General features: G+C 57.5%; 24 protein-coding genes and 1 pseudogene. 8 read left to right on the forward strand and 17 right to left on the reverse strand.

What is annotated here, in order from left to right:
- Window positions 1–170 precede the first annotated feature (170 nt).
- A complete protein-coding gene (locus BMY54_RS09135) occupies window positions 171–2,417 on the forward strand; it encodes an autotransporter outer membrane beta-barrel domain-containing protein (RefSeq protein WP_093431689.1) in 2,247 nt (748 codons plus the stop codon).
- 68 nt (window positions 2,418–2,485) lie between these two features.
- Here BMY54_RS09135 and BMY54_RS09140 read toward each other — a convergent pair whose 3' ends face one another.
- The 4 genes from BMY54_RS09140 to BMY54_RS09155 form a co-directional block, all read right to left on the reverse strand.
- Window positions 2,486–2,989 (reverse strand): hypothetical protein, encoded by a 504-nt coding sequence (locus BMY54_RS09140; protein WP_093431160.1) that lies wholly within the window; start codon window positions 2,987–2,989, stop codon window positions 2,486–2,488.
- Between the two features lie 197 nt (window positions 2,990–3,186).
- On the reverse strand, window positions 3,187–3,828 hold the full coding sequence (locus tag BMY54_RS09145) for a DUF1345 domain-containing protein (protein WP_093431162.1): 642 nt from the start codon (window positions 3,826–3,828) through the stop codon (window positions 3,187–3,189).
- Between the two features lie 182 nt (window positions 3,829–4,010).
- Complete coding sequence (locus BMY54_RS09150; protein ID WP_093431165.1) at window positions 4,011–7,109, reverse strand: efflux RND transporter permease subunit; 3,099 nt, start codon at window positions 7,107–7,109, stop codon at window positions 4,011–4,013.
- Between the two features lie 15 nt (window positions 7,110–7,124).
- Window positions 7,125–8,282, reverse strand: a complete 1,158-nt coding sequence (locus tag BMY54_RS09155) for an efflux RND transporter periplasmic adaptor subunit (protein ID WP_093431168.1) — start codon at window positions 8,280–8,282, stop codon at window positions 7,125–7,127.
- Window positions 8,283–8,548: 266 nt separating this feature from the next.
- On the opposite strand from BMY54_RS09155, the gene BMY54_RS09160 reads away from it, so the two are divergent.
- Window positions 8,549–9,250, forward strand: a complete 702-nt coding sequence (locus BMY54_RS09160; RefSeq protein WP_007912171.1) for a response regulator — start codon at window positions 8,549–8,551, stop codon at window positions 9,248–9,250.
- A 4-nt stretch (window positions 9,251–9,254) separates the two neighbouring features.
- Complete coding sequence (locus tag BMY54_RS09165; protein ID WP_093431171.1) at window positions 9,255–10,556, forward strand: ATP-binding protein; 1,302 nt, start codon at window positions 9,255–9,257, stop codon at window positions 10,554–10,556.
- Between the two features lie 125 nt (window positions 10,557–10,681).
- Here the strand turns inward: BMY54_RS09165 and pncA are convergent, their stop codons facing one another.
- From pncA to BMY54_RS09185, 4 genes are all read right to left on the reverse strand, one after another.
- Window positions 10,682–11,308: a bifunctional nicotinamidase/pyrazinamidase gene (gene pncA, locus BMY54_RS09170; RefSeq protein ID WP_093431174.1), complete on the reverse strand. Its 627-nt coding sequence runs from the start codon at window positions 11,306–11,308 to the stop codon at window positions 10,682–10,684.
- 47 nt (window positions 11,309–11,355) lie between these two features.
- Window positions 11,356–12,117 (reverse strand): anti-sigma factor, encoded by a 762-nt coding sequence (locus BMY54_RS09175; protein ID WP_093431177.1) that lies wholly within the window; start codon window positions 12,115–12,117, stop codon window positions 11,356–11,358.
- On the reverse strand, window positions 12,114–12,599 hold the full coding sequence (locus BMY54_RS09180) for a sigma-70 family RNA polymerase sigma factor (RefSeq protein ID WP_371748310.1): 486 nt from the start codon (window positions 12,597–12,599) through the stop codon (window positions 12,114–12,116). The genes BMY54_RS09175 and BMY54_RS09180 overlap by 4 nt, the downstream gene beginning before the upstream one ends.
- Before the next feature lie 63 nt (window positions 12,600–12,662).
- The gene (locus tag BMY54_RS09185; protein ID WP_093431188.1) at window positions 12,663–13,196 is read right to left on the reverse strand and encodes a tetratricopeptide repeat protein; all 534 of its coding nucleotides are present in this window, start codon (window positions 13,194–13,196) and stop codon (window positions 12,663–12,665) included.
- A gap of 159 nt (window positions 13,197–13,355) precedes the next feature.
- Here BMY54_RS09185 and BMY54_RS09190 point away from each other — a divergent pair, with 159 nt between their 5' ends.
- Window positions 13,356–14,129, forward strand: a complete 774-nt coding sequence (locus BMY54_RS09190) for a class I SAM-dependent methyltransferase (RefSeq protein WP_093431191.1) — start codon at window positions 13,356–13,358, stop codon at window positions 14,127–14,129.
- A gap of 120 nt (window positions 14,130–14,249) precedes the next feature.
- Here BMY54_RS09190 and BMY54_RS09195 read toward each other — a convergent pair whose 3' ends face one another.
- Window positions 14,250–14,588, reverse strand: coding sequence for a DUF2834 domain-containing protein (locus tag BMY54_RS09195; RefSeq protein ID WP_093431194.1), 339 nt, complete (start codon window positions 14,586–14,588; stop codon window positions 14,250–14,252).
- A 249-nt stretch (window positions 14,589–14,837) separates the two neighbouring features.
- Between BMY54_RS09195 and ilvA the strand changes: the two are divergent.
- A pseudogene (gene ilvA / locus BMY54_RS09200) lies at window positions 14,838–15,833 on the forward strand (threonine ammonia-lyase, biosynthetic); the annotation flags it as partial.
- Window positions 15,834–15,857: 24 nt separating this feature from the next.
- Here ilvA and BMY54_RS09205 read toward each other — a convergent pair.
- Window positions 15,858–16,163 carry an NIPSNAP family protein gene (locus tag BMY54_RS09205; protein WP_064362707.1) on the reverse strand — a complete coding sequence of 102 codons (306 nt, stop codon included), beginning with the start codon at window positions 16,161–16,163 and terminating at the stop codon, window positions 15,858–15,860.
- A 21-nt stretch (window positions 16,164–16,184) separates the two neighbouring features.
- Entirely contained in the window at window positions 16,185–16,670 is a 486-nt protein-coding gene (gene eco / locus BMY54_RS09210) for a serine protease inhibitor ecotin (protein WP_016983102.1), read from the reverse strand.
- 368 nt (window positions 16,671–17,038) lie between these two features.
- On the opposite strand from eco, the gene BMY54_RS09215 reads away from it, so the two are divergent.
- Window positions 17,039–17,308 carry a DUF1652 domain-containing protein gene (locus tag BMY54_RS09215; RefSeq protein ID WP_093431200.1) on the forward strand — a complete coding sequence of 90 codons (270 nt, stop codon included), beginning with the start codon at window positions 17,039–17,041 and terminating at the stop codon, window positions 17,306–17,308.
- On the opposite strand, the gene BMY54_RS09220 is transcribed toward BMY54_RS09215, so the two are convergent.
- Together BMY54_RS09220 and BMY54_RS09225 are read right to left on the reverse strand one after the other, a co-directional pair.
- Window positions 17,305–17,703 carry a hypothetical protein gene (locus BMY54_RS09220; protein ID WP_026000451.1) on the reverse strand — a complete coding sequence of 133 codons (399 nt, stop codon included), beginning with the start codon at window positions 17,701–17,703 and terminating at the stop codon, window positions 17,305–17,307. The genes BMY54_RS09215 and BMY54_RS09220 overlap by 4 nt on opposite strands.
- 89 nt (window positions 17,704–17,792) lie before the next feature.
- On the reverse strand, window positions 17,793–18,062 hold the full coding sequence (locus BMY54_RS09225) for a DUF2790 domain-containing protein (protein ID WP_093431203.1): 270 nt from the start codon (window positions 18,060–18,062) through the stop codon (window positions 17,793–17,795).
- A gap of 496 nt (window positions 18,063–18,558) precedes the next feature.
- Between BMY54_RS09225 and BMY54_RS09235 the strand changes: the two genes are divergently transcribed.
- Window positions 18,559–18,855 carry a hypothetical protein gene (locus BMY54_RS09235; protein WP_093431206.1) on the forward strand — a complete coding sequence of 99 codons (297 nt, stop codon included), beginning with the start codon at window positions 18,559–18,561 and terminating at the stop codon, window positions 18,853–18,855.
- A gap of 69 nt (window positions 18,856–18,924) precedes the next feature.
- On the opposite strand, the gene BMY54_RS09240 is transcribed toward BMY54_RS09235, so the two are convergent.
- The 4 genes from BMY54_RS09240 to tssI form a co-directional block, all read right to left on the reverse strand.
- Entirely contained in the window at window positions 18,925–19,815 is an 891-nt protein-coding gene (locus tag BMY54_RS09240; RefSeq protein ID WP_256573862.1) for a PoNe immunity protein domain-containing protein, read from the reverse strand.
- Window positions 19,816–19,977: 162 nt separating this feature from the next.
- Window positions 19,978–20,511: a hypothetical protein gene (locus tag BMY54_RS09245; RefSeq protein ID WP_093431212.1), complete on the reverse strand. Its 534-nt coding sequence runs from the start codon at window positions 20,509–20,511 to the stop codon at window positions 19,978–19,980.
- Entirely contained in the window at window positions 20,508–21,071 is a 564-nt protein-coding gene (locus tag BMY54_RS09250) for a lysozyme family protein (RefSeq protein WP_093431215.1), read from the reverse strand. Before BMY54_RS09250 ends, BMY54_RS09245 begins: the two co-directional genes overlap by 4 nt.
- Entirely contained in the window at window positions 21,064–23,268 is a 2,205-nt protein-coding gene (gene tssI, locus BMY54_RS09255; protein WP_093431218.1) for a type VI secretion system Vgr family protein, read from the reverse strand. Before tssI ends, BMY54_RS09250 begins: the two co-directional genes overlap by 8 nt.
- A 374-nt stretch (window positions 23,269–23,642) precedes the next feature.
- Between tssI and BMY54_RS09260 the strand changes: the two genes are divergently transcribed.
- A complete protein-coding gene (locus tag BMY54_RS09260) occupies window positions 23,643–24,944 on the forward strand; it encodes an OprD family porin (protein WP_093431221.1) in 1,302 nt (433 codons plus the stop codon).

Below are 24,944 nucleotides of genomic sequence, written 5' to 3' on the forward strand. Positions count from 1 at the left end.
GTCGTTTCCCAATAGGATGGAGGTTTCGTCGATTTTTCCTTACGCATTAGGGATAAGTCCTACATAACAACGCGTAATTACTCTTTAGCCTAGCGAACCTTTCAGATGCGCGAGGTTTCATTGAAATCTCGTCAATGAAGTCGATCCTTTTCTCGAGGCAGGTTGTCAGTATGCAAATACCTTTCAGGTCCTTTATTTCCCCCCCTTCCAGGATGACAGCGCTGTGTGTCTCGCTTGTGTTGCCATCTTCCTTTGTATCCGCGGGTTCGTTGGTAGGGGGAACTGCCACTGTCAACAACGGCGATGCCATCGAAAGCTGGTTCCTGACGCAAAACGCAACGCTGAATATCAACAATGCACAGACTCTTGGTATCAACGCGGATAGCTCGAGGGTCAACATAAGCGCGGGCAGTAGTACCAGGGAAATCAGTGTCAGCGATAGTTCCACTCTTTCCATCGATGGGGCGACGGTCACGGGAACAAACGGACAATCAGGTCTGCTCCTAATTTCAAGTCAGGGTAACGTCAATAACAGCACCGTCAGTGGTGAAGAGTTTGGCGCCTCAGCCGTGCGGTTTTCTAATGCTCAGGCCGGTTCCATCCTGAACATAACGGGTAACAGCACCATCACTGGTGTTGACGCTGGAGCATTCGCAACCTCGCATAGCTTGATCAATATTGCGGACTCCACGTTGGTTGGAACGGGCTCTACCAGTTATGGCATGTGGTTGCAGAGTGCCGATGCGATCGTCAGAAGCAGCACGATCACTGGCAACCAGAACGGCGTATTGATCGAACTGGATATCACGGGTACTGCACCTGCGACGCTTGATCTTGATAACACCACTGTCCATGGCGTAACCGGGTCGGCGATTGTCGTCGATTTCGGCAATGTGGCTGTGGAGACGGCCACTTTGACGCTGAATAACTCCCGTTTGTTAGCGGGCAATAACACGTTGTTAGAGGTCAAAGGCGGCGCGACTGCATTGATGACGGTCAACGCGAGCACGTTGAATGGCAACATCATTGTTGAAAACGGAAGCCATTCCGAGTTGACCCTGCAGAACAACTCCGTTCTCACCGGGCGTCTGGAGAACGTCAGCAGTGCGACCATAAGTGATACGTCCCAATGGGTGTTGGTTGACAATAGTCAGGTTGAAAAACTGGTGCTTAATGGTGGCTCGATCAAGTTTGGTGACAACAATGCGTTCTACCAACTGAACGTGGCCGAATTGTCCGGGAGTGGCAAGTTCATCATGGCCACTGATCTGGCGACGGGGCGCACGGACCTGTTGAATGTCACTGGAACCGCCAGTGGTTCGCACCAGTTGCTGATCGAAAGTAGTGGTACGGAACTGCCGGCAGGTCAACCGGTTACGGTCGTCAAAACCGCTGGGGGCGATGCGGTTTTTACGCTTCCCCGTAATGTCGATCAGGGCGCTTATTCCTACGGTTTGGCCAAAAGTGGTAATGACTGGATTCTGGATCCGGAAACACGGGTTATCAGCCCTGGAGCTCGTTCGGTGCTCGCATTGTTCAATACGCCGTTGCCAGCCTGGTACGGAGAGCTGACCTCTTTGCGTACTCGAATGGGCGAATTGCGATTGAACGGTGGCAAGGCGGGCACGTGGGGACGCACCTATGGCAACAAGTATCAAATTGCCGATGGATCCGGTGTCGGTTACGAACAGACCCAATACGGTTTCACGCTTGGGGCGGACACACAGTTGCCGATCGGTGATGGACAATGGTTATTGGGAATCATGGGTGGCCATAGTCAATCCGATCTCAATCTCGATGCGGGCACCTCAGGTAAAGTCGACAGCTATTATCTCGGCACCTATGTCACCTGGCTGGATGCCGCGAGTGGTTACTATCTCGACGGGGTTATCAAAGCGAACCGTTTTCGCAATGATGCGAAGGTCGGTCTGAGCGACGGGGAGCGCGCCAAGGGTGGCTACGACAATACGGGAGTAGGTGGTTCGATCGAGTTCGGCCGGCATATCAAATTCGATGACGGTTATTTCATAGAGCCGTTCACAAAATGGTCTGCCGTGGTTATTCAGGGCAAGGATTTTTCTCTTGATAACGATTTGCATGCCGAAGGTGATCGCGCGCGCTCGCTACTGGGTGAGGCAGGAATTACAGTAGGCCGGAACTACTCATTGAACAACGATATTGGGGTGCAGCCCTACCTGCGTGTGGGGGGAGCTTACGAGTTCGCCAAAAACAATGAAGTTCAGGTCAACAATAACGTGTTCAAGAACGATCTTTCCGGTGCGCGGTCGTTGCTCGGCGCAGGGATGTCCGTGTCAATGACAGACAAGCTGCAAATGCATGCAGATTATGAATACAGTGATGGCAAAAATTTCCGCCAACCGGCGGGGCTAACCCTGGGGCTTCGTTATTCGTTCTAACGTAAGGTTGGTAGTCAATAAAAAAGGAAGCCTTGGCTTCCTTTTTTTATTGACTGCAAGCAACTAAATCAGCAACCCACAACCTTGGCAGATGGGCGACGATGGATTTTTTTGGCAGGTACGCGTTGATAGGCTTCGAAATCAACTTTTACATCAATAGTCCTGCGCGTATCTTCATCCATGTTTTCGAGAGTTACGCTGATTTGTCCGGAAAAAGTATGGCTCTGGGCGTCGAACGCCACTCGTGCCTGTCCCTGATACTGCGAGTAAACGACGGGTTTCTCGGGATCGCTGTTATCGACAAAAAGTACCCGCACCGTGTAGGCATCCGGAAAGAGACCATATGTAGCGTCCGGCTTCCCTTTTGAAAATGAGATTTTCAGTTCTTTGGTCGTGTAATCAGGTGCAGGCGTCCTTTGCGTTGCGAGCATGACATGAGCTTCACCGTGCGGCGGTGGATAGATGGCATCGAACATCTCAACCAACCCAGCATCGAAGGGTTCTATTCCGTTTACTAAACCGTGGCATTTTCCTTGAAACGTAGATGATGCGACCTTTGCAAGTGCGTTCATTATTCAGTCTCCGCTGTCATGACAAGTGATATCTCGCCTTCAGGAATAAACTGGCGGGATCAGCTTATCTAATGCCAAGTCAACAACTTTGTAACCTGTAAGACCTGACAGTTTACAAACCAGGTTTAGTGTGAAGCTTTATCAGAACGCCTGTCAGTCCAATGTGCGTTTCGAAGATAGCCTTCCGTATTAGCCATTCATCCAAACAACCCTGCTGCAATATTGATCGAAAACCCCAGGATCGCCGTATTGAACACAAATCCGATCAACGACTGCGCCAGTACGATTTTACGGATATCCCGCGTTGCCACCCCGACATCCGCCGTCTGCACCGCCACGCCGATGGTGAACGAGAAGTACAGGAAGTCCCAATAGTTGGGGGTGGTAAGCCCTTCAGCAAAACGCAACGCCGGCTCCTTGCCATCCCAGGTGTAATACAACCTCGCGTAGTGCACGCAGAAAATCACTCCGATCAGCAGCCACGAACCGATCACCGTGAGTGCGGTGAACCCGTAATGCATGAGCTTGCGCGTGGTTTCCAGATCCTTGCTGCCTGCCAGTTCGAAGGTAATGGTCGCCAGGCTAGCCAAAGCGGCGATGCACACCACGAACAGCACCAGCCCGGCGTTTTCGTCTTCGACCTCAGCGATACGTTTGACGTCCGGCGCCTTGGCGCGCACGGTCAGCCAGAACATCAGGATCAGGTAAGTCCAGACACCGGCGTTCCAGCCGATGAGGATTTTGCTGACGATGGAATCGGTGGGGGCCAACAGACCAGTGGCGAGGCCGAAGAGGGCGGCGGCAGACAGGCGAGGGTGGGTGCGGGCGAGGAAGCGCATGGGGACTCGATGGGCCAGGGTAGTTCAGACACCTTAGCCCAGCGATGGCCGGTGTGACCACAGTGCTGGATGTTTGCAGAATCTCTGTGGGAGCGAGCCTGCGCGCGAAGGCGTCCGGTCAGTCAACATCGACGTTGAATGTACCGACGCTTTCGCGAGCAAGCTCGCTCCCACAATTGGTATCAGTGGGGTTTGGTGAAGCGTTGTACGAGCTTCATGACGACGACGAAGAAGACCGGCACGAAGATCACCGCCAGCGTCGCGGTAATCATCCCGCCGATCACTCCTGTACCGATCGCTTGCTGACTCGCCGAACTGGCACCCGTGGCAATGGCCAATGGCACCACGCCGAGAATGAACGCGAGCGACGTCATCACGATCGGCCGCAAGCGCAAGCGAGCAGCCTGCAAAGTCGCATCAATCAGATCGTGACCTTCGTCGTACAAGCTCTTGGCAAACTCGATGATCAGGATCGCGTTCTTCGCCGACAGACCGATGATGGTGATCAGACCAACCTTGAAGAACACATCGTTGGGCATGCCGCGCAATGTCACCGCCAGCACCGCGCCGAGCACGCCCAGCGGCACTACCAGCAACACCGAGGTCGGAATCGACCAGCTCTCGTACAGCGCCGCCAGACACAGGAACACCACCAGCAACGACAGCCCAAGCAGAATCGGCGCCTGATTGCCGGACAAGCGTTCCTGCAACGACAACCCGGTCCATTCCTGGCCCAGTCCTTTCGGCCCCTGCGCCACCAGGCGTTCAATCTCCGCCATGGCCTCACCGGTGCTGTGCCCCGGCGACGGTTCGCCGGAAATCGCAATCGCCGGATAGCCGTTGTAACGGGTCAACTGCGCCGGGCCTTGAATCCAGTTGGCCTGCACGAACGCTGACAGCGGCACCATGTGCCCGGTGTTGTTGCGTACGTGCATTTTCAGCAGATCGGCCACCTGGCTGCGTTGATCGCCTTCGGCTTGCACGACAACACGCTGCATGCGCCCCTGATTGGGGAAATCGTTGATGTAGCTGGAGCCGACGGCAGTCGACAGCACATTGCCGATATCGGCGAACGAGACGCCAAGGGCATTGGCCTGCTTGCGGTCGACCACCAATTGCACTTGCGGCGCTTCGGCCAGCGCGCTTTCTCGCACGTTCATCAGTACCGGGCTTTTCTCGGCGGCTGCGAGCAGTTCGGTGCGCGCTTGCATCAAGGTCGCATGGCCGAGGCCGCCGCGATCCTGCAAGCGGAACTCGAAACCGCTCGATGTGCCGAGGCCATCCACGGGCGGTGGCAGCACCGAGAATGCCATGGCGTCCTTGATTTCAGTCAGTGCGATATTGGCGCGATCGGCAATCGAGCTGGCGGCATCATCACTGCTGCGCTGCGACCAGTCCTTCAGCGTCGAGAACGCCAACGCTGCGTTCTGGCCGCTACCGGAGAAGCTGAAACCGAGAATCACCACCGTGTCACTGATCCCCGGCTCGTTGGCGTTATGCGCCTCAAGCTGTTCAGCCACGGCCACCGTGCGGTTCTTGGTCGCACCGGGCGGCAGTTGAATATCCGTGATGGTGTAGCCCTGATCTTCCACCGGCAGGAACGAGGAGGGCAGACGCGCAAAGCACAGGCCCAGTCCAACCAGCAGCACAGCGTAGATCAGCAGGTAACGGCCGCTGCGTTTCAGCGCATAGCCGACCCAGCCCTGATAGCGATCAGTCAGGTGCTCGAAGCGGCGGTTGAACCAGCCGAAGAACCCGGATTTTTCGTGGTGTTCGCCCTTGGCAATCGGCTTGAGCAGCGTCGCGCACAATGCCGGCGTCAGGGTCAGGGCGAGGAACGCCGAGAACAGAATTGACGTCGCCATCGACAGCGAGAACTGCTGGTAAATCACCCCGACCGAGCCTTGCATGAACGCCATCGGAATAAACACCGCGACCAGCACCAGCGTGATGCCGATGATCGCGCCGGTAATCTGTGTCATCGCCTTGCGTGTGGCTTCCTTGGGCGACAGGCCCTCGGTGGCCATGATCCGCTCGACGTTCTCCACCACGACGATGGCGTCGTCCACCAGAATACCGATGGCCAAGACCATGCCGAACATGGTCAGCACGTTGATCGAGAAGCCCAGCGCGAGCATGGTCGCGAACGTGCCCATCAGCGCCACGGGCACCACCAGCGTCGGGATCAACGTGTAGCGCACGTTCTGCAGGAACAGGAACATCACCGCAAACACCAACAGCATCGCTTCGCCCAAGGTGTAAATCACTTTGGTGATCGAGACTTTGACGAACGGCGAAGTGTCGTACGGAATCTTGTATTCCACGCCCGCCGGGAAGTAGCGCGACAGCTCATCCATCTTCGCCCGCACCAGGGTCGCGGTGTTCAGCGCGTTGGCGCCCGGCGACAGTTGCACGCCGACAGCGGTCGACGGTTTGCCGTTGAGACGCGTACCGAACTGGTATTCCTGACTGCCGATCTCGACCCGCGCGACGTCACCGATGCGCACGGTGGAGCCGTCGCGATTGGCCTTGAGCACAATGTCGGCGAACTCTTGCGGTGTCGACAACTGACCTTTCACCAGAATCGTCGCAGTAATTTCCTGGCTGGACGGATTGGGCAAATCGCCGATGCTGCCGGCGGACACCTGGGCGTTCTGCGCCACGATAGCTTCATTGACGTCAGCCGGTGTCAGATTGAAAGCAATGAGCTTCTGCGGATCGATCCAGATGCGCATGGCCCGTTCGGCGCCGTACAACTGCGCCTTGCCGACACCGTCCAGACGCTTGATCTCGTTCATCACGTTACGCGCCAGATAATCGCTGAGCGCTACGTCATCGAGCTTGCCATCGCTGGAGGTCAGGGTGATCAGCAAGAGAAAACCGGACGAGACTTTTTCAACCTGCAAACCCTGCTGAGTCACCGCTTGCGGCAGGCGCGACTCGACCACTTTGAGGCGGTTTTGCACGTCGACTTGCGCCAGCTCCGGGTTGGTGCCCGGCTGGAACGTGGCTTTGATCGTCGCACTGCCGAGGCTGCTTTGCGATTCGAAATACAGCAAGTGATCGGCGCCGTTAAGCTCTTCCTCGATCAGGCTGACCACACTTTCATCGACGGTCTGTGCCGAGGCGCCGGGATACACGGCGTAGATTTCGATTTGCGGCGGGGCGACGTCGGGGTATTGCGCCACCGGCAACTGCGGGATGGCCAGCGCACCGGCCAGCAGGATGAACAGCGCGACGACCCAGGCAAACACCGGGCGGTCGATAAAGAACTGCGGCATAGAAAAGCGTCCTGCTTACTGACCAGAGGTCTGGGCAAGTGGAAGAGGGGTGTCGTCGATCTGCACGGTTTCGCCGGGGCGGGCGTGTTGCAGGCCTTCGATGACGATGCGGTCGCCGGGCTTGAGGCCGCCGGTGACGATCCAGCGATTGTTCTGCACCGCGCCCAGTTGCACCGGTTGCTCAGCGACGCGCATCTGCTCATCGACGGTCAGCACCTGAGCAATGCCGGCGCTGTCACGCTGCACGGCACGCTGCGGCACGGTAATGCCGTTCTGGATGGTGGCCTGTTCCAGACGCACGCGGATGAAACTGCCCGGTAGCAAGTCGAGATCCGGGTTGGGGAATTCGCTGCGCAGGATGATCTGGCCGGTGCCCGGGTCAACGGTGATGTCGCTGAAGAGCAATTTGCCTGGCAGCGGATACAGGCTGCCGTCATCCTGAATCAGCGTGGCTTTGACCTGATCCTGGCCGACTTCCTGCAGTTGCCCGGAACGGAACGCGCGGCGCAACTCGTTGAGTTCACGGGTCGACTGGGTGAGGTCGGCGTGAATCGGGTTGAGCTGCTGAATCAGTGCCAACGGTGTGGTTTCGTTCTGCCCGACCAGTGCGCCTTCGGTGACCAGCGCACGGCCGACGCGACCGGAAATCGGCGCGGTGACGGTGGCATAACCCAGATTCAGTTTCGCCCGTTCGACGGCAGCCTTGTTGGCCGCAACGTCAGCGGCGGTTTGCCGGGCATTGGCGCGGGCGTTGTCGTAGTCCTGAGCGCTGATGGCTTTGTCATCGATCAACTGGGCGTAGCGTTGCTCTTGCAGTTTCGCTTGAAAGGCATTGGCTTCTGCCTTGCGCAGCGCAGCTTCAGCGCTGTCGAGGTCAGCCTTGAACGGCGCCGGGTCGATGCGGAACAGCACGTCGCCCTTTTTCACGTCACTACCTTCGCGGAAGGTGCGTTGCAAGACCACACCGGCCACCCGTGCCCGTACTTCGGCGATGCGGGGCGCGGCGATGCGGCCGCTGAGTTCGCTGCTGATTGTCAGGGGATGCGCTTCGAGCGTCTCGATGCGCACCGTGACCGGTGATGCCTGATCCTCGGCTTTCGAGGATGAATCACAGGCGCTCAGTGTCAGCGCCATCGCGATCAGGCCGAGTCCGGCCAGCAGTTTCTTCGACATGTACAACCCCCAATATTGATGTCCGCATCCTACGGGCAGACGCCGAGATTAGCGGTGAAGCTTTGTAGGCGCTGTGTGAAATTGTGTAAGGGTTTTGCTCAGGGATGGGCGAGGGCGTATATCCTTCAGGTCTTGAAATTTATTGCGACAGATAGATAGCTTTCGCGAGCAGGCTCGCTCCCACAGGGGATCGCATTCCAAGTGTGGGAGCGAGCCTGCTCGCGAATGGGCCTTATCAGTCGCCACAGCACTTTCTGGATCACCCCATGCCCAACATCCTCCTGGTCGAAGACGACACCGCCCTCGCCGAACTGATTTCCAGCTACCTGGAGCGCAACGGATATTCCGTCAGCGTGATCGGCCGTGGCGACCATGTGCGCGAGCGGGCGCGAGTCAATCCGCCGGATCTGGTGATCCTCGACCTGATGCTGCCCGGCCTTGATGGCCTGCAAGTCTGCCGTTTATTGCGCGCCGATTCGGCGACGTTGCCGATCCTGATGCTGACGGCTCGCGATGACAGTCACGATCAAGTGCTGGGCCTGGAAATGGGCGCCGACGATTACGTCACCAAACCCTGCGAGCCGCGCGTGTTGTTGGCACGGGTGCGCACCTTGTTGCGCCGCAGCAGCCTCGGCGAACCGCTGACCGCCAATGACCGCATTCTCATGGGCAATCTGTGCATCGACCTGTCTGAGCGCACCGTGACGTGGCGCGATCAGCCGGTCGAGCTGTCCAGCGGCGAATACAACTTGCTCGTGGTGCTGGCTCGCCATGCCGGCGAAGTGTTGAGCCGCGACCAGATCCTGCAGCGTCTGCGCGGGATCGAATTCAACGGCACCGATCGCTCGGTGGACGTGGCGATCTCCAAGTTGCGCCGCAAGTTCGACGACCATGCGGGCGAGGCGCGCAAGATCAAGACCGTGTGGGGCAAGGGCTATCTGTTCAGCCGCTCAGAGTGGGAATGCTGAGCTGATGTTTCGCATCCTGTTTCGTCTGTATCTGGTGACGATCGTCTCCTACAGCGCGGCGATCTATCTGGTGCCGGATCTGGTGGTCATGGCGTTCCGGGATCGCTTCGTCACTTACAACCTCGATTATTCGCGCGGTCTGCAATCGCTGATTACCCGTCAGTTTCACGCCGTGCCGCAGGAGCAGTGGCCGGCGCTGGCGGCGTCGATGGACAAGGATTTTCAGCCGCTGCACATCGTCCTCGCGCGGATCGACGATGCCGGGTTCACCGCTATCGAGCAGCAACGCCTGCGCCGTGGTGAAAACGTCGTACGCATTGGCGACTGGGGCTGGCGCACGCTGGCGGTGACGCCGCTGGACGACACCACCGCCGTGCAAATGGTCGTGCCGCCGGATCCGCTGGACGTCAATCTGTTGTACTGGAGCATCAACGTGCTGATCGGCGCGAGTCTGCTCGCCTGCCTGTTGATGTGGCTGCGCCCGCACTGGCGTGATCTGGAACGCCTCAAAGGCACTGCCGAACGCTTCGGTAAAGGTCACTTGAGCGAGCGCACAAAAATCGCCCCGAGCTCCAACATCGGCAGCCTCGCCAATGTTTTCGACACCATGGCGGGCGATATCGAAAACCTGCTCAATCAGCAACGTGACCTGCTCAACGCCGTGTCCCATGAACTGCGTACGCCACTGACGCGCCTGGATTTCGGCCTGGCTTTAGCCCTGTCCGATGACTTGCCGAGCGCCAGCCGCGAGCGCTTGCTGGGACTGGTCGCGCACATTCGCGAGCTGGATGAGTTGGTGCTGGAGTTGCTTTCTTACAGCCGTTTGCAGAACCCGGCGCAACTGCCGGAGCAGGTCGAGGTGTCGCTGGATGAGTTCATCGACAGTATTCTGGGCAGTGTCGATGAAGAGCTGGAGTCGCCGGAGATCGTCATCGATGTGTTGCTGCACGGTCAGCTCGAACGCTTCTCGCTCGATCCACGCCTGACCGCGCGGGCGATCCAGAACCTGCTGCGCAACGCCATGCGCTATTGCGAGAAACGCATTCAGATTGGCGTGCAGGTCAATGCCGAGGGCTGTGAGATCTGGGTCGATGATGACGGCATCGGTATTCCCGATGATGAGCGAGAGCGGATTTTCGAGCCGTTCTATCGACTTGATCGCAGTCGGGATCGGGCTACGGGTGGGTTTGGTCTTGGTCTGGCGATCAGCCGTCGCGCGCTGGAAGCACAGGGCGGCACGTTGACCGTTGAGTCTTCACCGTTGGGCGGGGCTCGCTTCCGGCTGTGGTTGCCCAATAACGCCTGAGCTGCGTGACGCTGAAAATCTACCTGTGGGAGCGAGCCTGCTCGCGAAGGCGTCGGGTCAGTCAACGCATACCTGGCTGACATACCACCTTCGCGAGCAGGCTCGCTCCTTGGGAATTGCGTTGTTCAGACCAGCTCTGTGGATTGAATCAACCCGACCCCGGCACTTTGCATCCGCTCAATCGCTGCCGCCAGTGATCCATTCAGATCGATCGCCCGGCACGCATCCAGCACCACATAAGTATTGAACCCCGCCGCCCGTGCATCCAGCGCCGAAAACATCACGCAGAAATCCAGTGCCAGCCCCACCATGTAGACCGTATCGATCTCGCGCTCTTTCAGGTAACCGGACAGCCCCGTGGTGGTGCGGCGATCGGCTTCCAGAAAGGCTGAATAGCTGTCGATATCCGGATTGCAGCCCTTGCGAATGATCAGTTGGGCGTGAGGCAGGTCAAGTTCCCGGTGAAACTCTGCCCCCGGTGTCGATTGCACACAATGGTCGGGCCAGAGCGTCTGCTCGCCATAAGGCAATTGGATGACATCGTAGGGCTGGTGCCCGGAATGACTGGACGCAAATGAGGCGTGACCGGTCGGGTGCCAGTCCTGTGCGACGACAACCTGGGTGAACTGGCGGGCGAGCCGGTTGATCAGCGGCACAATCAGGTCTCCTTCGGGGACCGCTAATTGACCGCCGGGGGTGAAGTCGTTTTGAACGTCGATCACCAGTAAGGCAGAGCGGGATGAATCTGGCATCGTGGAGGCATCCTCGGAAAAAATACGCGCTGAGCATAGTGCAGGAACTAGCTGGTGATTAAGCGGCTTTTTAACAGTTTTGCCTTGTCTTCCAGCGCTATCGGGGCGTCGTGTCCGATCAGCATCCAGGCGTGTTCACGTTCAGTCCAATACACCACGTTCATCTCACGCCGACGCTCATGGGCCAACGGCTGACTGCCGCTGTTCGAGCGGGTCACACACAGCGCCAATGGTCCATGTTTCGCATCCAGATAAACGATCTGCGCAATCGGTACGCCGTCGTACTCCAGCATCTGCGCCCGTTTGAATTCGGCATCAGGCAGCTTCAAAGTGGCTGGCGCAAGGTTCAGGCCCAGGCGCGCATCGACGGTGCGCAGTTGCGCGCGTTGGGAGGCTTCGTCGGTGGGCAGGTGATCGAGCGTTTGCGGCACATACAGCGCCATGTAATCGCCCACCAATGCCCGCCAGTTGTTCGATTGCGCGGCGTGCCAGCCGAGGAATAACCGGTCGGCCAACACGCCTCCGGCCAACAGCGCAGCGGCGGCGCCACCGATAAACCAGCGGCGATTGAAGCCCGGAGGCTGCGGCGCTGGAATGGCGTCCAGCCGCGCTTGCAGACGCTCCAGCGGGGCCTGTTGCGCCAGCTCGTTATAGGCGTTCTTGTACGGCAGGTTGCTGCGACTGAGCCATTGCACGCGCAGACTCAGCAGTGAGTCTTCGGCAATGGCGTTGTCGAGTTGATGGCGATAGTCGCCGTCGAGTTCGCCGTCGAGGTAGGCGACCAGTTGCTCATCCGAAGGTGGGTTCATGATCGGTCTCCTTCGGTGGATTTCGGCACGGTCTGCAGCGGTGGGTATTCGGCGAGTTTGAGGCGGGCGGTGGCCAGGCGGCTCATGACCGTGCCGATCGGCACTTGCAGGATTTCAGCGACTTCGCGGTAGGACAAGCCTTCGACATAGGCGAGGTAGACCGTTTCGCGCTGGGTCTCGGGCAGCGCGTCGACGCGGCGGATCACTTGCGCGGCCATCACATGCGTCTGCGCGGCGTACTCACCATCAAACGCCAGTTGTCCATCGGCATCGACCTGGCCCGCACCCTGACGCACGCGCCGAGCGCGCACTTCATTGAGCCAGATCGAATGCAGAATGCTCAGCAACCAGCGATCCATGCGCGTGCCGGCGATGTACTGATTGGCGCGCTCCAGCGCTCGCACGCAGGTGGCTTGCACCAGATCCTCGGCCACGTGCCGATTGCGCGACAGCAGTAGACCGTAGCGCCACAGTCGCGCCAGGTGCTGCCCGAGTTCTGCTCTGAATGCCTGATCGTTGAAGATGATGGCGGCCCTTATAAGTGCTCAGGTTTTCGATGAGTCGTTGATGGCTTCGGCCAGGTCCTGATATTCCTCGCACGACGTGCCGCAAATCGATTGGATCTGCTGCAACTGCTCCTGCGCCAGGTCAACGCGGCCTTTGATCACATAGGCCTCGCCGAGGTATTCGCGCACTTGCGCGTACTGCGGGTCGAGTTTTACCGATTGCAGGTAATAACCGATGCCCTCGTCAGTGCGCCCCAGCTTGCGCGTGGCGTAGCCGCGATAGTTGAGAGCCTTGGCGGTGTGCGGTTGCTTCAGCGTGTCGAGCAACGCCAGGGCCTCTTCGTAGCGACCGGCCTTGGCAAGGCGATAGGCGTAATCAGTACGGTCGGCATCCGAAAGTGCTTTGCTGACTTGCATCACACACTTCTGCGTTTTGCTGTCCCAGACCTGGCCTTTCGGGCATTCCGGCTTCTGCACCGGCGCCTCTTCATCACCATTGGCCAGGGCCAAATGGCTGGACATCGCCGCGACCAGTAACAACGGGGCGGCGAACATAACGGAACGGATAGTCATGGGCAAGGCTCCACAGAAAGTTATGGTTCACTTTGAACACCACAGGGTGAATTTTTATTCATTGCTTTATCAGTGACTGTTCAAGGTAAGCGTAAATTCAAGCGCTATGCTCGGGAGCGTCTGCCGTCGATCCGATGTTTTGCCGTAAGGAGAGTTGCCATGACCGATCACGTCCATCATTCAGCCGCTGCCGGCTACAAAAGCGCTGCCGACACCTATGTGAAAGGTCGGCCGGACTATCCGCCGCAGGTCAGTGAGTGGTTGGCCGCGACGCTGGGCCTGGATGGGCATAAAACGGTGATTGATCTGGGTGCCGGCACCGGCAAGTTCACCGGACGCTTGGTGGCGACCGGCGCGCAAGTGATCGCGGTTGAACCGGTGCCGCAGATGCTGGAAAAGCTGTCTGACGCCTGGCCTGATGTGCTGGCCGTGAGCGGCACGGCGACCGATCTGCCGTTGCCGGACGCTTCAGTCGATGCAGTGATTTGCGCGCAAGCGTTTCACTGGTTCGCCAGTGCCGAGGCGCTAACCGAAATCGCTCGAGTACTCAAGTCCGGAGGCAAGTTGGGGCTGATCTGGAACCTGCGTGACACCGACGTCAGTTGGGTGCCGAAACTGGACGCCATCGTCAACGCACTGGAAGGGGACACGCCGCGCTATTACACAGGTGCCTGGCGCAAAGCGTTTCCGCACCCGGCATTCGCGCCTTTGCAGGTCGAGCGGTTCCACCATGGCCATACCGGCTCGCCAGAAGACGTGATTCTCAATCGGGTGCGCTCCACCAGTTTCATCGCCGCGCTGCCGGAGGCGCAACGGGCGAAAATCGATGAACAGATTCGTGCGTTAATCGCCACAGAGCCGGAACTGCGTGGCAGGGATGTGGTGACAGTGCCGTATGAAACGGCGGCGTTCGTCGCCGTAAAAAAGGCCTGAATCCCAAGACATTTCAGTGTAGGAGTGAGCCTGCTCGCGATACCGGACTGTCAGTCACCTCATCTTTGGCTGACACTCCGCTATCGCGAGCAGGCTCACTCCTACAGGGTTTTCAGGTGTTCATAGTATCTGGCTGCACTTTTCCACCGCCTTGCGCCGCTCGCGAACCCCACGCACCACCAGATACAACAACGGCCCGATCGATACGAAAACCGCCGTCAACAACAAATATGGCACCACCGACCAGAGCGACTGCCCACGCGACCGCGCATCCTTAACCATCCAGATACCCGCCAGCGTGGCCAGCAGATACAGATCAATCACCACCTGCGCGGTATCGGGCCGCGACATCAGGCTGATGCCGAAGTCAATCAACGACTGTTCAGCCTGGAGCATCACCGAAACGGTGTAACCGCTAAACGCGAGCAAAGCCGTGAGGGGCAGGGCGATCGACATCATGCATTCCTTCCGTGGTGTGATGAGAGAGTCGCCAGACTAACGCCGCCGCGCAAAATTGGCCATTGACTCGCCAATAGCGCACAGGCTAATTTCCAGCCCATGACTTCGACTGTATCGCGTTGCCAGCCAATGATTATTACCGCCATTCCTCATTTGGCGGGCTAGCTCACGACTGCAGCACCCAACCCGCCCTAGAGGCGGGTTTTTACTTTCTGTCTCCGGGGTTTTGAAAAATGTCAGGAGACGACCATGCCGCACAGCCCCGATCAGCAAACCCTGCTTGAGCACTACGTGAAAAAGATCCTCGCCGCGCCGGTGTACGACCTCGCGGTGCGCACGCCTTTGCAAGCGGCGCCGGCGCTGTCGGAGGCGCTGGGCAACCGGATTCTGCTCAAGCGTGAAGACCTGCAACCGACGTTCTCCTTCAAGATCCGTGGCGCCTACAACAAACTGGTGCAACTCAGTGACGAGCAAAAGGCGCGCGGAGTGATCACCGCATCGGCCGGCAATCACGCGCAAGGCGTGGCGTTGGCAGCGCGCGAGCTGGGCATCGTAGCAACCATCGTCATGCCGGCAACAACGCCGGAACTGAAAGTGCTGGGTGTGCGCAGTCGTGGTGCTGAAGCGTTGCTGCACGGCGAGAGTTTCCCGTTCGCCCTGGCCCACGCGCTGCAACTGGCAGAACAGAGCGGACGCACCTTCGTGTCGCCGTTCGATGACCCGGAGGTGATCGCCGGGCAGGGCACTGTGGCGATGGAAATTCTTCGTCAGCATCAAGGTTCGCTGGATGCGATTTTTATCCCGGTAGGTGGTGGCGGTCTGATCGCCGGCATCGCGGCCTACGTCAAATACCTGCGCCCGGAAGTGCGGATCATCGGCGTCGAATCCGAACACTCAGCGTGCCTGAAGGCTGCGCTCGAAGCTGATCAACGCGTCGTGCTGCCCACTGTGGGGACGTTCGCCGATGGCGTGGCGGTAGCGCAGGTCGGCGCGTTCGGATTTGAGGTTTGCCGCTTTTGCGTCGACGAAGTGATCACCGTCAGCAATGACGACCTCTGCGCGGCGATCAAGAACATCTACGACGATACCCGCTCGATCACCGAACCTTCCGGCGCATTGGCCGTTGCGGGGATCAAGCAATACGTAGCGCGAACCGGGGTGCGCGAGCAGACATTTGTAGCGATCGACTCGGGCGCCAATATCAACTTCGACAGCCTGCGCCACGTTGCCGAGCGCGCCGCGATGTGCGGCGTCTCGGCATGATGGGGCTTACGGCAGCAAGGGGCGCAGAAAGCTGCGCTCGTAGCTGACGATAAACTTCTTCTCGACCAGGCTGGCCACCAGTGCGGTGCTCTCCGGGTCGGTCATCGCGATGTGCCGATAGCTTTCGTAATCCGCCAGTGACGGAAAACTGAACAGGCAATAAGCGATGTTGCTCGCGCCTTCGGACGGCAGAAAGTAGCCGTGATGGGTGCCGCCCAAGCGCTCGACGATGCCGAGCCAGGCCTTGGCGTAGGCCTCGAACTCGGGCAATTGGTACGGATCAATGACATATCGGACGTGGCAGGTAATCAAACGACGCACTCCTTGTTCGGGTTATTCCTGCAGGGCTGTACCGACTTTGTCCGACGCCGACCAGATGCGATAACGCACTTCGACATCGGACGGCGCATACACCACGACCGGCAACTTGCTGTTGTACCGCAGCATGAAGCCGTCACCAACGACCGGCACGAAGGCGCGTTTCTTCTGGCTGCCGGGTGGGCAGGCCATCATCGTGCTCATCGGCCCAATGACTTTTTCCAGCCGATAGAACGGATAACCCCAGCCTTCAAGATTCTTCTCATCGAGAACACCGCCCAACCGCTGACGGTTGCAATCCACTTCAAGGGTTTTGCCGGCGAGGATTTCCACCTGGAAGTTTTCTTCCTGCTCCTGCTTGGGCAAGTGAATGACCTGGCGGGTAAACCCTGCTTCAGCTTTTGGGTACGGCGCGACGTCTTCAAGCTTGGCGGCGTGGGCGAGGGTGGACAGGCTGGCGATGATCAGCCCGGTGGTCGCGTAAACGCGGAAAGAACCCATGGAAGCCTCCGTGCGGGTGTAGGGTGGATTACGGGCATTCTTACCGTCATGGGCCGTGATTGCAAACCAGCGTCGAGTTGCAAATTGCAGTGCCAGCAGGGGTCATTCTTGCAAATTGCAAGTAGCCAAATACTGGCACCGCCGCCAAGTGCTTGATTTGATAAGGGTGAAAATGAACCGATGAAAGGCACGCTTTATGCGTCTTTTCAGTGCGGCGCACCGGCCTTGGGCGCCTACACTCCAATGGGCATTTCGCAGTACCACCGCTTGTCGCACCCAGGGAAACAGCGGGGACACACCCGTGCAGGGGCCGCAACGGTCAGCGTGAATACTTGATTGGCATCTCACAGTAAGGAGAGGGTTTCGCCATGTTTCTGTCTGCCTTGGAACTACGCAATATCATTGAAAGCAGTTTTCTGCCGAAACGCTGCCAGTGCACGCTGTCGCCGGACTTGTCGATGACCGTCAAGGTCTTCGGCGATCACCAGACCGATCAGGTCGATCTGCTGGTCAGCGGTATCGACGCCAGCCACCTCAATGGCTGTCGTGAAATCAACGAACTGATCGCGGGGCTGCGCTCGGACTTGAAAGAACAAACTACGCCACATCACTACAGCCCACGCTCCAGAGCCGTCTAACGCACCGTTTCACCCAGTTCGACCGTCACGCGCCGGGCCTGCACAAAACCAAGGCCCAGCGCGAACTCGACCAGCACCGCGAGCAAAATCCCGGGGCCGGCATGGCCGTTGAGCCATTCCGCAAAACCCAGCACCGCCAAACCAAAACAACCGACGATAAACCCGTTGCTCAGCGCATTGCGCCCCAGCGACGGCGGCGCATTGCGCACCAGATAAAACATCACCCCCAACGCCGCAAACAGCACCGCACTGCGCCGCGCGACAAATCCTGCTGCGTCGGAGTATTCGATGCTCCAGATCGCCAGCAGCCTCTCCGGGAAAACGCCCCAGGCCAGCGCCAGCAAAAAACACAACGAACACGTGAAGCCCGACAACGTGCGAAACGACAACTGCATGGCGAATCCTTGCGGCAGTGAGGAGGGCTCCGAGCATAACCGCCGAAACTCCCCACGCCTACCGCAAACCCGCAAATCAGACGTTTCTGTCAGTTCTGGAAGTTGCACGCGTCAGACAATTTCCGGTAGCTGATTTCCTCAGGCTTACCGGCATTGTCGATGTACTTCATATCGGCCGTGACCACTTTGCACAGTTGCGTTGGCGGCTCGGTCAACGACACCACTTTGGCCACCTGCAGCGGCATGCCGTACTCATACGGCACGGCTTTGGAAGTGGCAGAGGTGTCATTGGCCCGGGCCAGCCCGGCAAACGCGGTGCAGGCGAGGGCGGCGGTGAGCAATAAAGGACGAATGTTCATGAAAGGACTCCCGAGTGGCGGTACTAGAGTTCGGCGTGATGCACCCGAACCTGCCGCACTGGGCAACAGCCAGAATGGCTGAGGGCGTGCGGTTCAGTAGAGTTTTTGACCACGGCGTTAAGGGATGGTTAACCGAGCTGAACGCCGGCTGTCAGGGAGTGCGGCGGTTTTCTCAGGAAGGTTTGGCGAATTCCTACAAAGGCTGGTGCCTTGTCTGCTTTCGGCGGCTGGAGCGGGGCGGTTATTGTCGGTTGCCGCTGCAAAATCAGTGGTTCGGGTTTGGTCACCTGATAACTTCCCTTATTGCAGATGTGCCATCATTTGCGCTGCGGACATCTGTGTCCGTGCGGTGCATAGCTGTGGCGGCTGTGTGCAGGACGCCTTCGGGCGAGCTGAGTTGGGGTTGTTCTCGGTTGACCAAGCCTGCACACAGTCCGCCTCCCACTGTTTGGTCACAGTGCTGGCGGTTACTTTCGACCCAATTGAGTAATCACCTATGCCGATAATCAAACTGCTACAAAACCGCTACCTCCCCCTCACAAGCAACGTCACCGAAACCCCGACACTGCTCATCGACACCCAAGCCAACCCGAAAGACATCCTCGAAGCCGCCGTCCAGCGCATCCGCGCCGCCGCCGACCTGCTCGAAACCCTGCATTGCCTGTGCTTCAAGCACGCCGACGTGCAAGACATTCCACACATCACCCATGCGCTTTACCTGCTGACGCAGGATGGCAATGATTTGCTGCAGGTGGCGCAGCAGCAGATGTTGAACTGGAAAGCGCCTGCCTGAGTTCACCCCTCAAAAAAGCCTGCCGTCGAAAGAGGGCAGGCTGAGAGGGTGGGTGGGGGATGCACAAGCTCATTGCGATTGCTGGCTGCGAGCGTATTCGACCAGATCCTTGGGGTAGATCATGTGATCGATTTTGCTGTCGTCTATACCGTATAAAAACGCGATGGCAGCAGCCTCGAAAGCCCAATAACCAACGTAATTGCCGTCATGGTCTTCAATGTCGAGATGACTGTCATGCCAGTTAGTTTGTAAATCTTCGAAGCCTTGGTACCAACCGTCACAGTATTGCTCAAGTAGCTCGCTGGACTCTTCAGCGCTCTCCGCGTAAATCGCCCGAATCAGCGGCGTGTACAAATCGTGATACCACTCATCAAGGTCAGCTCGCCCGGGCAAGCACTTGCGCAGCAGATCCTCATATAACGTGTCCTCGCCTGCGTAGCCGGCTCGATCAATCAGGGCGGAGAACCTGGCCAGTAAATCGATGCGATGCAGCAGGATGCACAAACTCATGACTTGGACGCATTCTTCGTACTGCTCCGGCCAATCATCGATTGCCAAAGGCGAAACGTTGGGTACATCGTTCAGAGCAAGCGCTTGCTGATTGATTTCATAGCGATCTACGAGCTTCTCCAGTCGCGGAACCAAAGAGGCTATCGGTTCGCCTGCCGTGTAACTGACCAACCAAGCGTTGAACGCGGCATCTTTGAAATAAGTAGTGCGCAACGCCTGCTCTTCAGCAGCGCTATCCGCCTGCATGGTCTCGCCCACCCAGCGGGACTCGGTTTCATCATAGAGTCGGATGGATTTTCGATAGTACGAGTCAGTGAGAAACGCTTGGCGTTTACGCACTAGGGGATCTTCCTTTTCCATAAACCTGCTCAAGATCGAGAACTGAAAAGTCTTTTTGAGATATCCGCTACGAAGGTTGAACGTTGTTGGTGGGCCGTTGGCTTCTTGCATACTCGACTCCCCTGACCAATGCCAGAGTGTGTCGCCCCGGCGAGAGTCGGTGATGTTAGGCAAGATCTCACCCTGTTGAAATTGTCTGGGAGAGTTTTCTTGGGTTGGCGTAAACCAATAACCTCGCTCAGCGCTCAAAGGACAAACCCGAATAAATGGTTGTTACTTCAGATCGAAAACCTCAAAACCTTTTCGACCGGGCAGAGTGTTGACACCTTTCGGTTCCTCTGGCTGCCCTTTGATTGCGACGTAGTCATAGACAAGGAATTTTGAGGGATCTTCATAACCCTCATTCGGTATCACTAAGCGCATTTGTTGTGCATTTAAGTACAACAGGCTCGGAAGCGCTTTTTCGGCGAAATCGATTCGCTCCAGGTTTTTAGTCTTTGGATTTTTGCGTACAACGGCTCCTTTCAAGTAGGGGGAGCCATAGTTCAGAGCGTAAATCAGACTGGCTCCTGAGCATCTTGCTAATACGATGTCGCCAACGAAGTTTGTATCTGGCATGTCCGGAAAAGCGGTATCGACATTATCGCCAATCATCACGAATAGCTGTTGCCCATCCTTACTTGAGCTGGCGAGCAAGGCCGCACTGGTTCCGTCGGGAAATGGGCAGTCCAGGACGACTTTCTTGGGATCAGCTAAAAGCGGACGACAAAAAATGGCAAAAACTAAAACGATCCACAAGTTTTTCATTGTAATGCCGTCCGCAAAACGTCCATCGAGTCAGGATTCGCCGCTAGTTTTTTGGCGCACTCACTGATTTTTTTGTAATAGATTCCATTGGTTTTGCCCCGGTATTTTTTATACGCCTCTTCCGTTGAACTGGAAATATCCAGCCAGTACTGCATGTACTCTGTCCCCAGCTGAATATTCTGAGCTTCGTCCCATATGGATTGGGATGCGTAAAAGGCTGCCCCAGCCGCAAAGGCTTCTTCAGTCTGATCATCGCTCGGAGAACGTCCCAATTGTTTTTTCTTTCGGTATTTATAGACTTGTTTTACCGCAGGCTCTTGCATCTGCATAAGGCCTCGGGCTGAATGTTTACCTAAACCCGCATTCGCGTCAAAGCGTGACTCCATATAAATCTGGCAAATCACCGTATTGGTATCGATGGTGGATTTGTTATTGGCTTCCACGAGTTTTCTGATTTCTTTCAAGCGTTGACTATCGTTCACGGCAACTTTTGCTGGAGCGGTATCGGCTTTAGGCGTGAGTGGTTTCTTGGCTGTTGCCAGTGGTTTGTTTTTAGACATCTGAGTCGTCCCAACCCGGGTTGATAGGCGGAATATCGTCATAAACTTCAATAACGGCCGTTTCTGCTTCCGTACTCGAAATTTTTGCAGTTCTTCCATCTGCATTGGTTCGACCTACAATTTGTTTACCAGATGAGGTCTTAATCATATAAGGGAAGTTTTTTAGCGGTAATCCAGTATCTTGACTGGTTATAAGGAAATCCAAATCATGTGGGGTTTTCTCAAGCACTATTTTGCGTTCAAGCAAGTGTCCGACACTACCTACGGCAGCAAGGGTGGGAATCAACGGCACCAAAATCCCGATCCCTGTGCCCACGCCAGGCGCGCCGCCGGTATTGACCTTCACTTCTGCGCCGCTGATGGTCACGCCGCCGGCGTCGACCTTGACGAAACTGCCGCCAGCCTTGGCGGTGAGTTCCATGCCGGCGTCTACCACGACTTTATCGCCGGCGTGGTAGTGGATTTCGCTGCCGGCTTCGACGAATTGAGCGGTGCCGACTTTTACGTGCTGGGTCACACCGACGGTCAGGTGCTCGTCGGCGCGCATTTCGCTGATGCGATCCAGATGGGTGATGCGGTGTTCTTCAACCTTGAATTCGCTCAGCGTGTTGGCTTCGACGGTGTCGTGCCGTTCGTTGCCGACGCGGATTTTCTGGTCGTGCTCGATGTTTTCGTCCCAATCGCGTTGGGCGTGGATGTAGATCTGCTCGACGCCTTTTTTGTCTTCGATACGGAATTCGTTGTAGCCCTTGCCGCCCGGTGAACTCAGGGTTTTGAACGTGCTGCGGGTCTTGTTTGCCGGCAGGTCGTAGGGGACGACGTTTTCCTTGTGGTACAGGCAACCGGTTACCAATGGCTGATCGGGATCGCCTTCAAGGAAGGTGACGAGGACTTCCATGCCGATGCGCGGGATGGCAATGCCGCCGTACGCGGCGCCGGCCCAGCCGCTGGCGACGCGCATCCAGCAGGTGGTTTTGTCGTTGGACTGGCCGTCGCGGTCCCAGTGGAATTGCACTTTGATGCGGCCGTACTGGTCGCAGTGGATTTCTTCGCCCGCCGGGCCGGTGACGACCGCGGTCTGGCTGCCGAGGACTTTTGGTTTCGGGTGTTCAAGGGCAGGGCGGTAGTGCGCGTCCCACGGGGTGGCGAGGAAGCTGTTGCGGTAGCCCTGGTGGAAATCGCTTTTGTTGTCGGTGACGTCGCTGGTGACGTTTTCGCCGAGGACTTGCGGTTGTTTGCCTTCGTGGAAGACTTCCAGCAGCAGCCACAGGTCGTTCCATTCGGCGCGCGGGTGTTCGGCGAGCGTGAGGAAATGGCCGCTGGTGAGCGTTGGTTCGTCACCTTTGCCTTCGGCGAGTTTGTAGTCGCTGCGATGGCGTTCCAGCGCGCGGGTGGAAAGGAACTTGCCGCGCTCGCGGGTGGTGAAGCGGCCGGGGTAGTCGTAGTCTTCGAGATCCGGGGCAAAGGTGCTTTTCGCCGTGCCTTCGGGGAGGATCTGCGGTTTTTCGAAGTCGTAGTCGCGGCGGCTGACGCGAGTGGTACGGGTTTCCAGACGCAGGTTGAAACGCTTGATCACCGGTTTGTCGGCGGCCATGCCGGAGTCTTGCTGGTAGCTCACCGCTTTCAGCTTGCGGAACACGGTCTGGTCGTCGCCGAATACCAGTTTGTGGCCGCTGCTGCTGTGCTGGAAGTGGAAGTGAATGCCTTCTTCTTCGCACAGACGCTGGATGAAATGCAGGTCGGATTCGTCGTACTGCACGCAGTAATCGCGTTCCGGGTATTCGGCGTTGAGCTGGAAGCTGTAGGCGTCGGCAAGAATGCCGCGATCTTCCAGCACCTGGGCGATGATCTTCGGCACGGTCAGTTGCTGGAAAATCTGCTGATCGTGGTTGTGCCGCAGGTAGGCCAGTTGTGGCACCAGGCTAAGGCTGTAACGGGTCAGGGTCTTGCCGGAGTCGCCTTGCTCGATGCGATAGACCAGACCGTGGATCTTGCCTTCGCCGGTCGGGCCGAAAGTCAGGACGCCGGGCTTGTGCAACAGCTCTTCGAGTTTGAGGTCGGGGCGCGCGCTGACGAGTTCGAGATCGAAACGGAACGGTTGGTTGAGGGCTTCGCGACCGGTGAAGCTGAGGACTTGCAGGTCGGCGTTGGCGCCTTCAAGCGTGAGGGTAATGTGGGTTGCGTTGGCGTCCAGCATGCCTTGAATTCCGTCCGTTGAATAAGCAGGTGACGGATGATGGAGGATTCAGCCGCCTCGTTCAAGGCACAAAAGCCGTAGGTCTGGCAGGTTTGCGGTATAGGGAAAACCCTTAGATGAGGTGTTTCGCCCAGTGAAACCGGGCGTTTGGTGCGAATTGGCGTTGATTGCCGGCAACTTTTCCCACGACCCTGGGTTGAAGAATCCTCAGTCAGATTCAGACTAAAGTCGCCTGTAGCACGTCAAAGCCATCTGCCATCATTGCCGCTCACCCCTGCGTGTTCACTTTCTCCTGGTTCAATCTGACCCGGGACGGGAGCTATTTTTCTGGCTTGTTGCGCGCTTGCGCAAACGCTGCATTGTTGGAGTTTTTCATGCGTCCCCCATTTCCCCTCATCACCCCGCGCCAGTCGTTTGGCTTCGGAGCCTTTGTGCTGTGCGCAGGTTTTACCGCACAGGTTCAGGCCAGCGGATTCCTTGAAGACACCACGGCGAAAATCGAGTCGCGCACGGTGTACTTCAACCGCGATTTCCGTGATGGGCACACCACGAACGATCAGGGCGCGTCCAAGCGTGAAGAGTCGGCACAGGGCTTTATTCTCAATCTGCAATCGGGCTACACCGACGGTACCGTGGGTTTTGGTATTGATGCGCTGGGCATGCTCGGCTTTCAACTCGATTCCAGCCCGGACCGCAGCAACAGCGGCTTGCTGCCCTCCAGCGGCAACGACCCGCGGGGCTCGAAAGGTCAGTACGCGAAAATGGGCCTGACCGCCAAGGTCAAGGTTTCGGACACGATGCTGAAGTACGGCGCGCTGTTGCCGGATCTGCCGTTGCTGAAATATAACGACGGCCGTTTGCTGCCGACCATGTTCAACGGCGCCATGCTGACTTCTAAAGAGGTGAAAGACCTGACCTTCATGGCCGCGCGCCTGGACAAGTACACCGCGCGTGATTCCACCGATTCGCAAGACATCCGCGTGCACTGCAAGAACAAGCGCTACGCCTGCAACACCACTGCCGATCATTTCGACATGTACGGCTTCGACTACAAGATCAACGATCGCCTGACCGCGCAGTATCACTACGCCGAACTGGAAGATATTTATCGTCAGCACTTTGTCGGGCTGTTGGGTAATCAACCGTTAGCTGGCGGTGTACTTAAAGCGGATCTGCGCGTGCTGAAAAGTGCCGATAGCGGTGATGCCAAGGCCGGTTCAATCGATAACCGCGCGTTGAGCGGCATGCTGTCGTATGCGCATAGCGGTCATACGTTCAGCGCCGGTTGGCAGCGCATGAACGGCGACAACTCGATGCCTTACCTCGATGGCAGCAACCCGTATCTGGTCAACTACGTGCAAGTCAACGACTTCGCTGCCGCGCAGGAACGTTCGTGGCAACTGCGTTATGACTATGACTTCAAAGCCATTGGCATTAATGGTTTGAGCTTCCTGACGCGCTATGTGAGCGGTGATCATATCAAGGTGTTGGGCAGTGATCAGGAAGGCAAGGAGTGGGAACGCGACAGCGAGTTGAAGTATGTGATTCAGACGGGCACGTTCAAGGATGTGAGTTTGCGTTTGCGTAATGCGACTTACCGTACCAACTATGAGAAGTTTGCTCGGGATGTGGATGAGACACGGTTGATTGTGAGTTATAGCTTTTCGGTGTTGTAG

Source organism: Pseudomonas sp. ok266 (assembly GCF_900110195.1).
Lineage (GTDB): Bacteria > Pseudomonadota > Gammaproteobacteria > Pseudomonadales > Pseudomonadaceae > Aquipseudomonas > Aquipseudomonas neuropathica.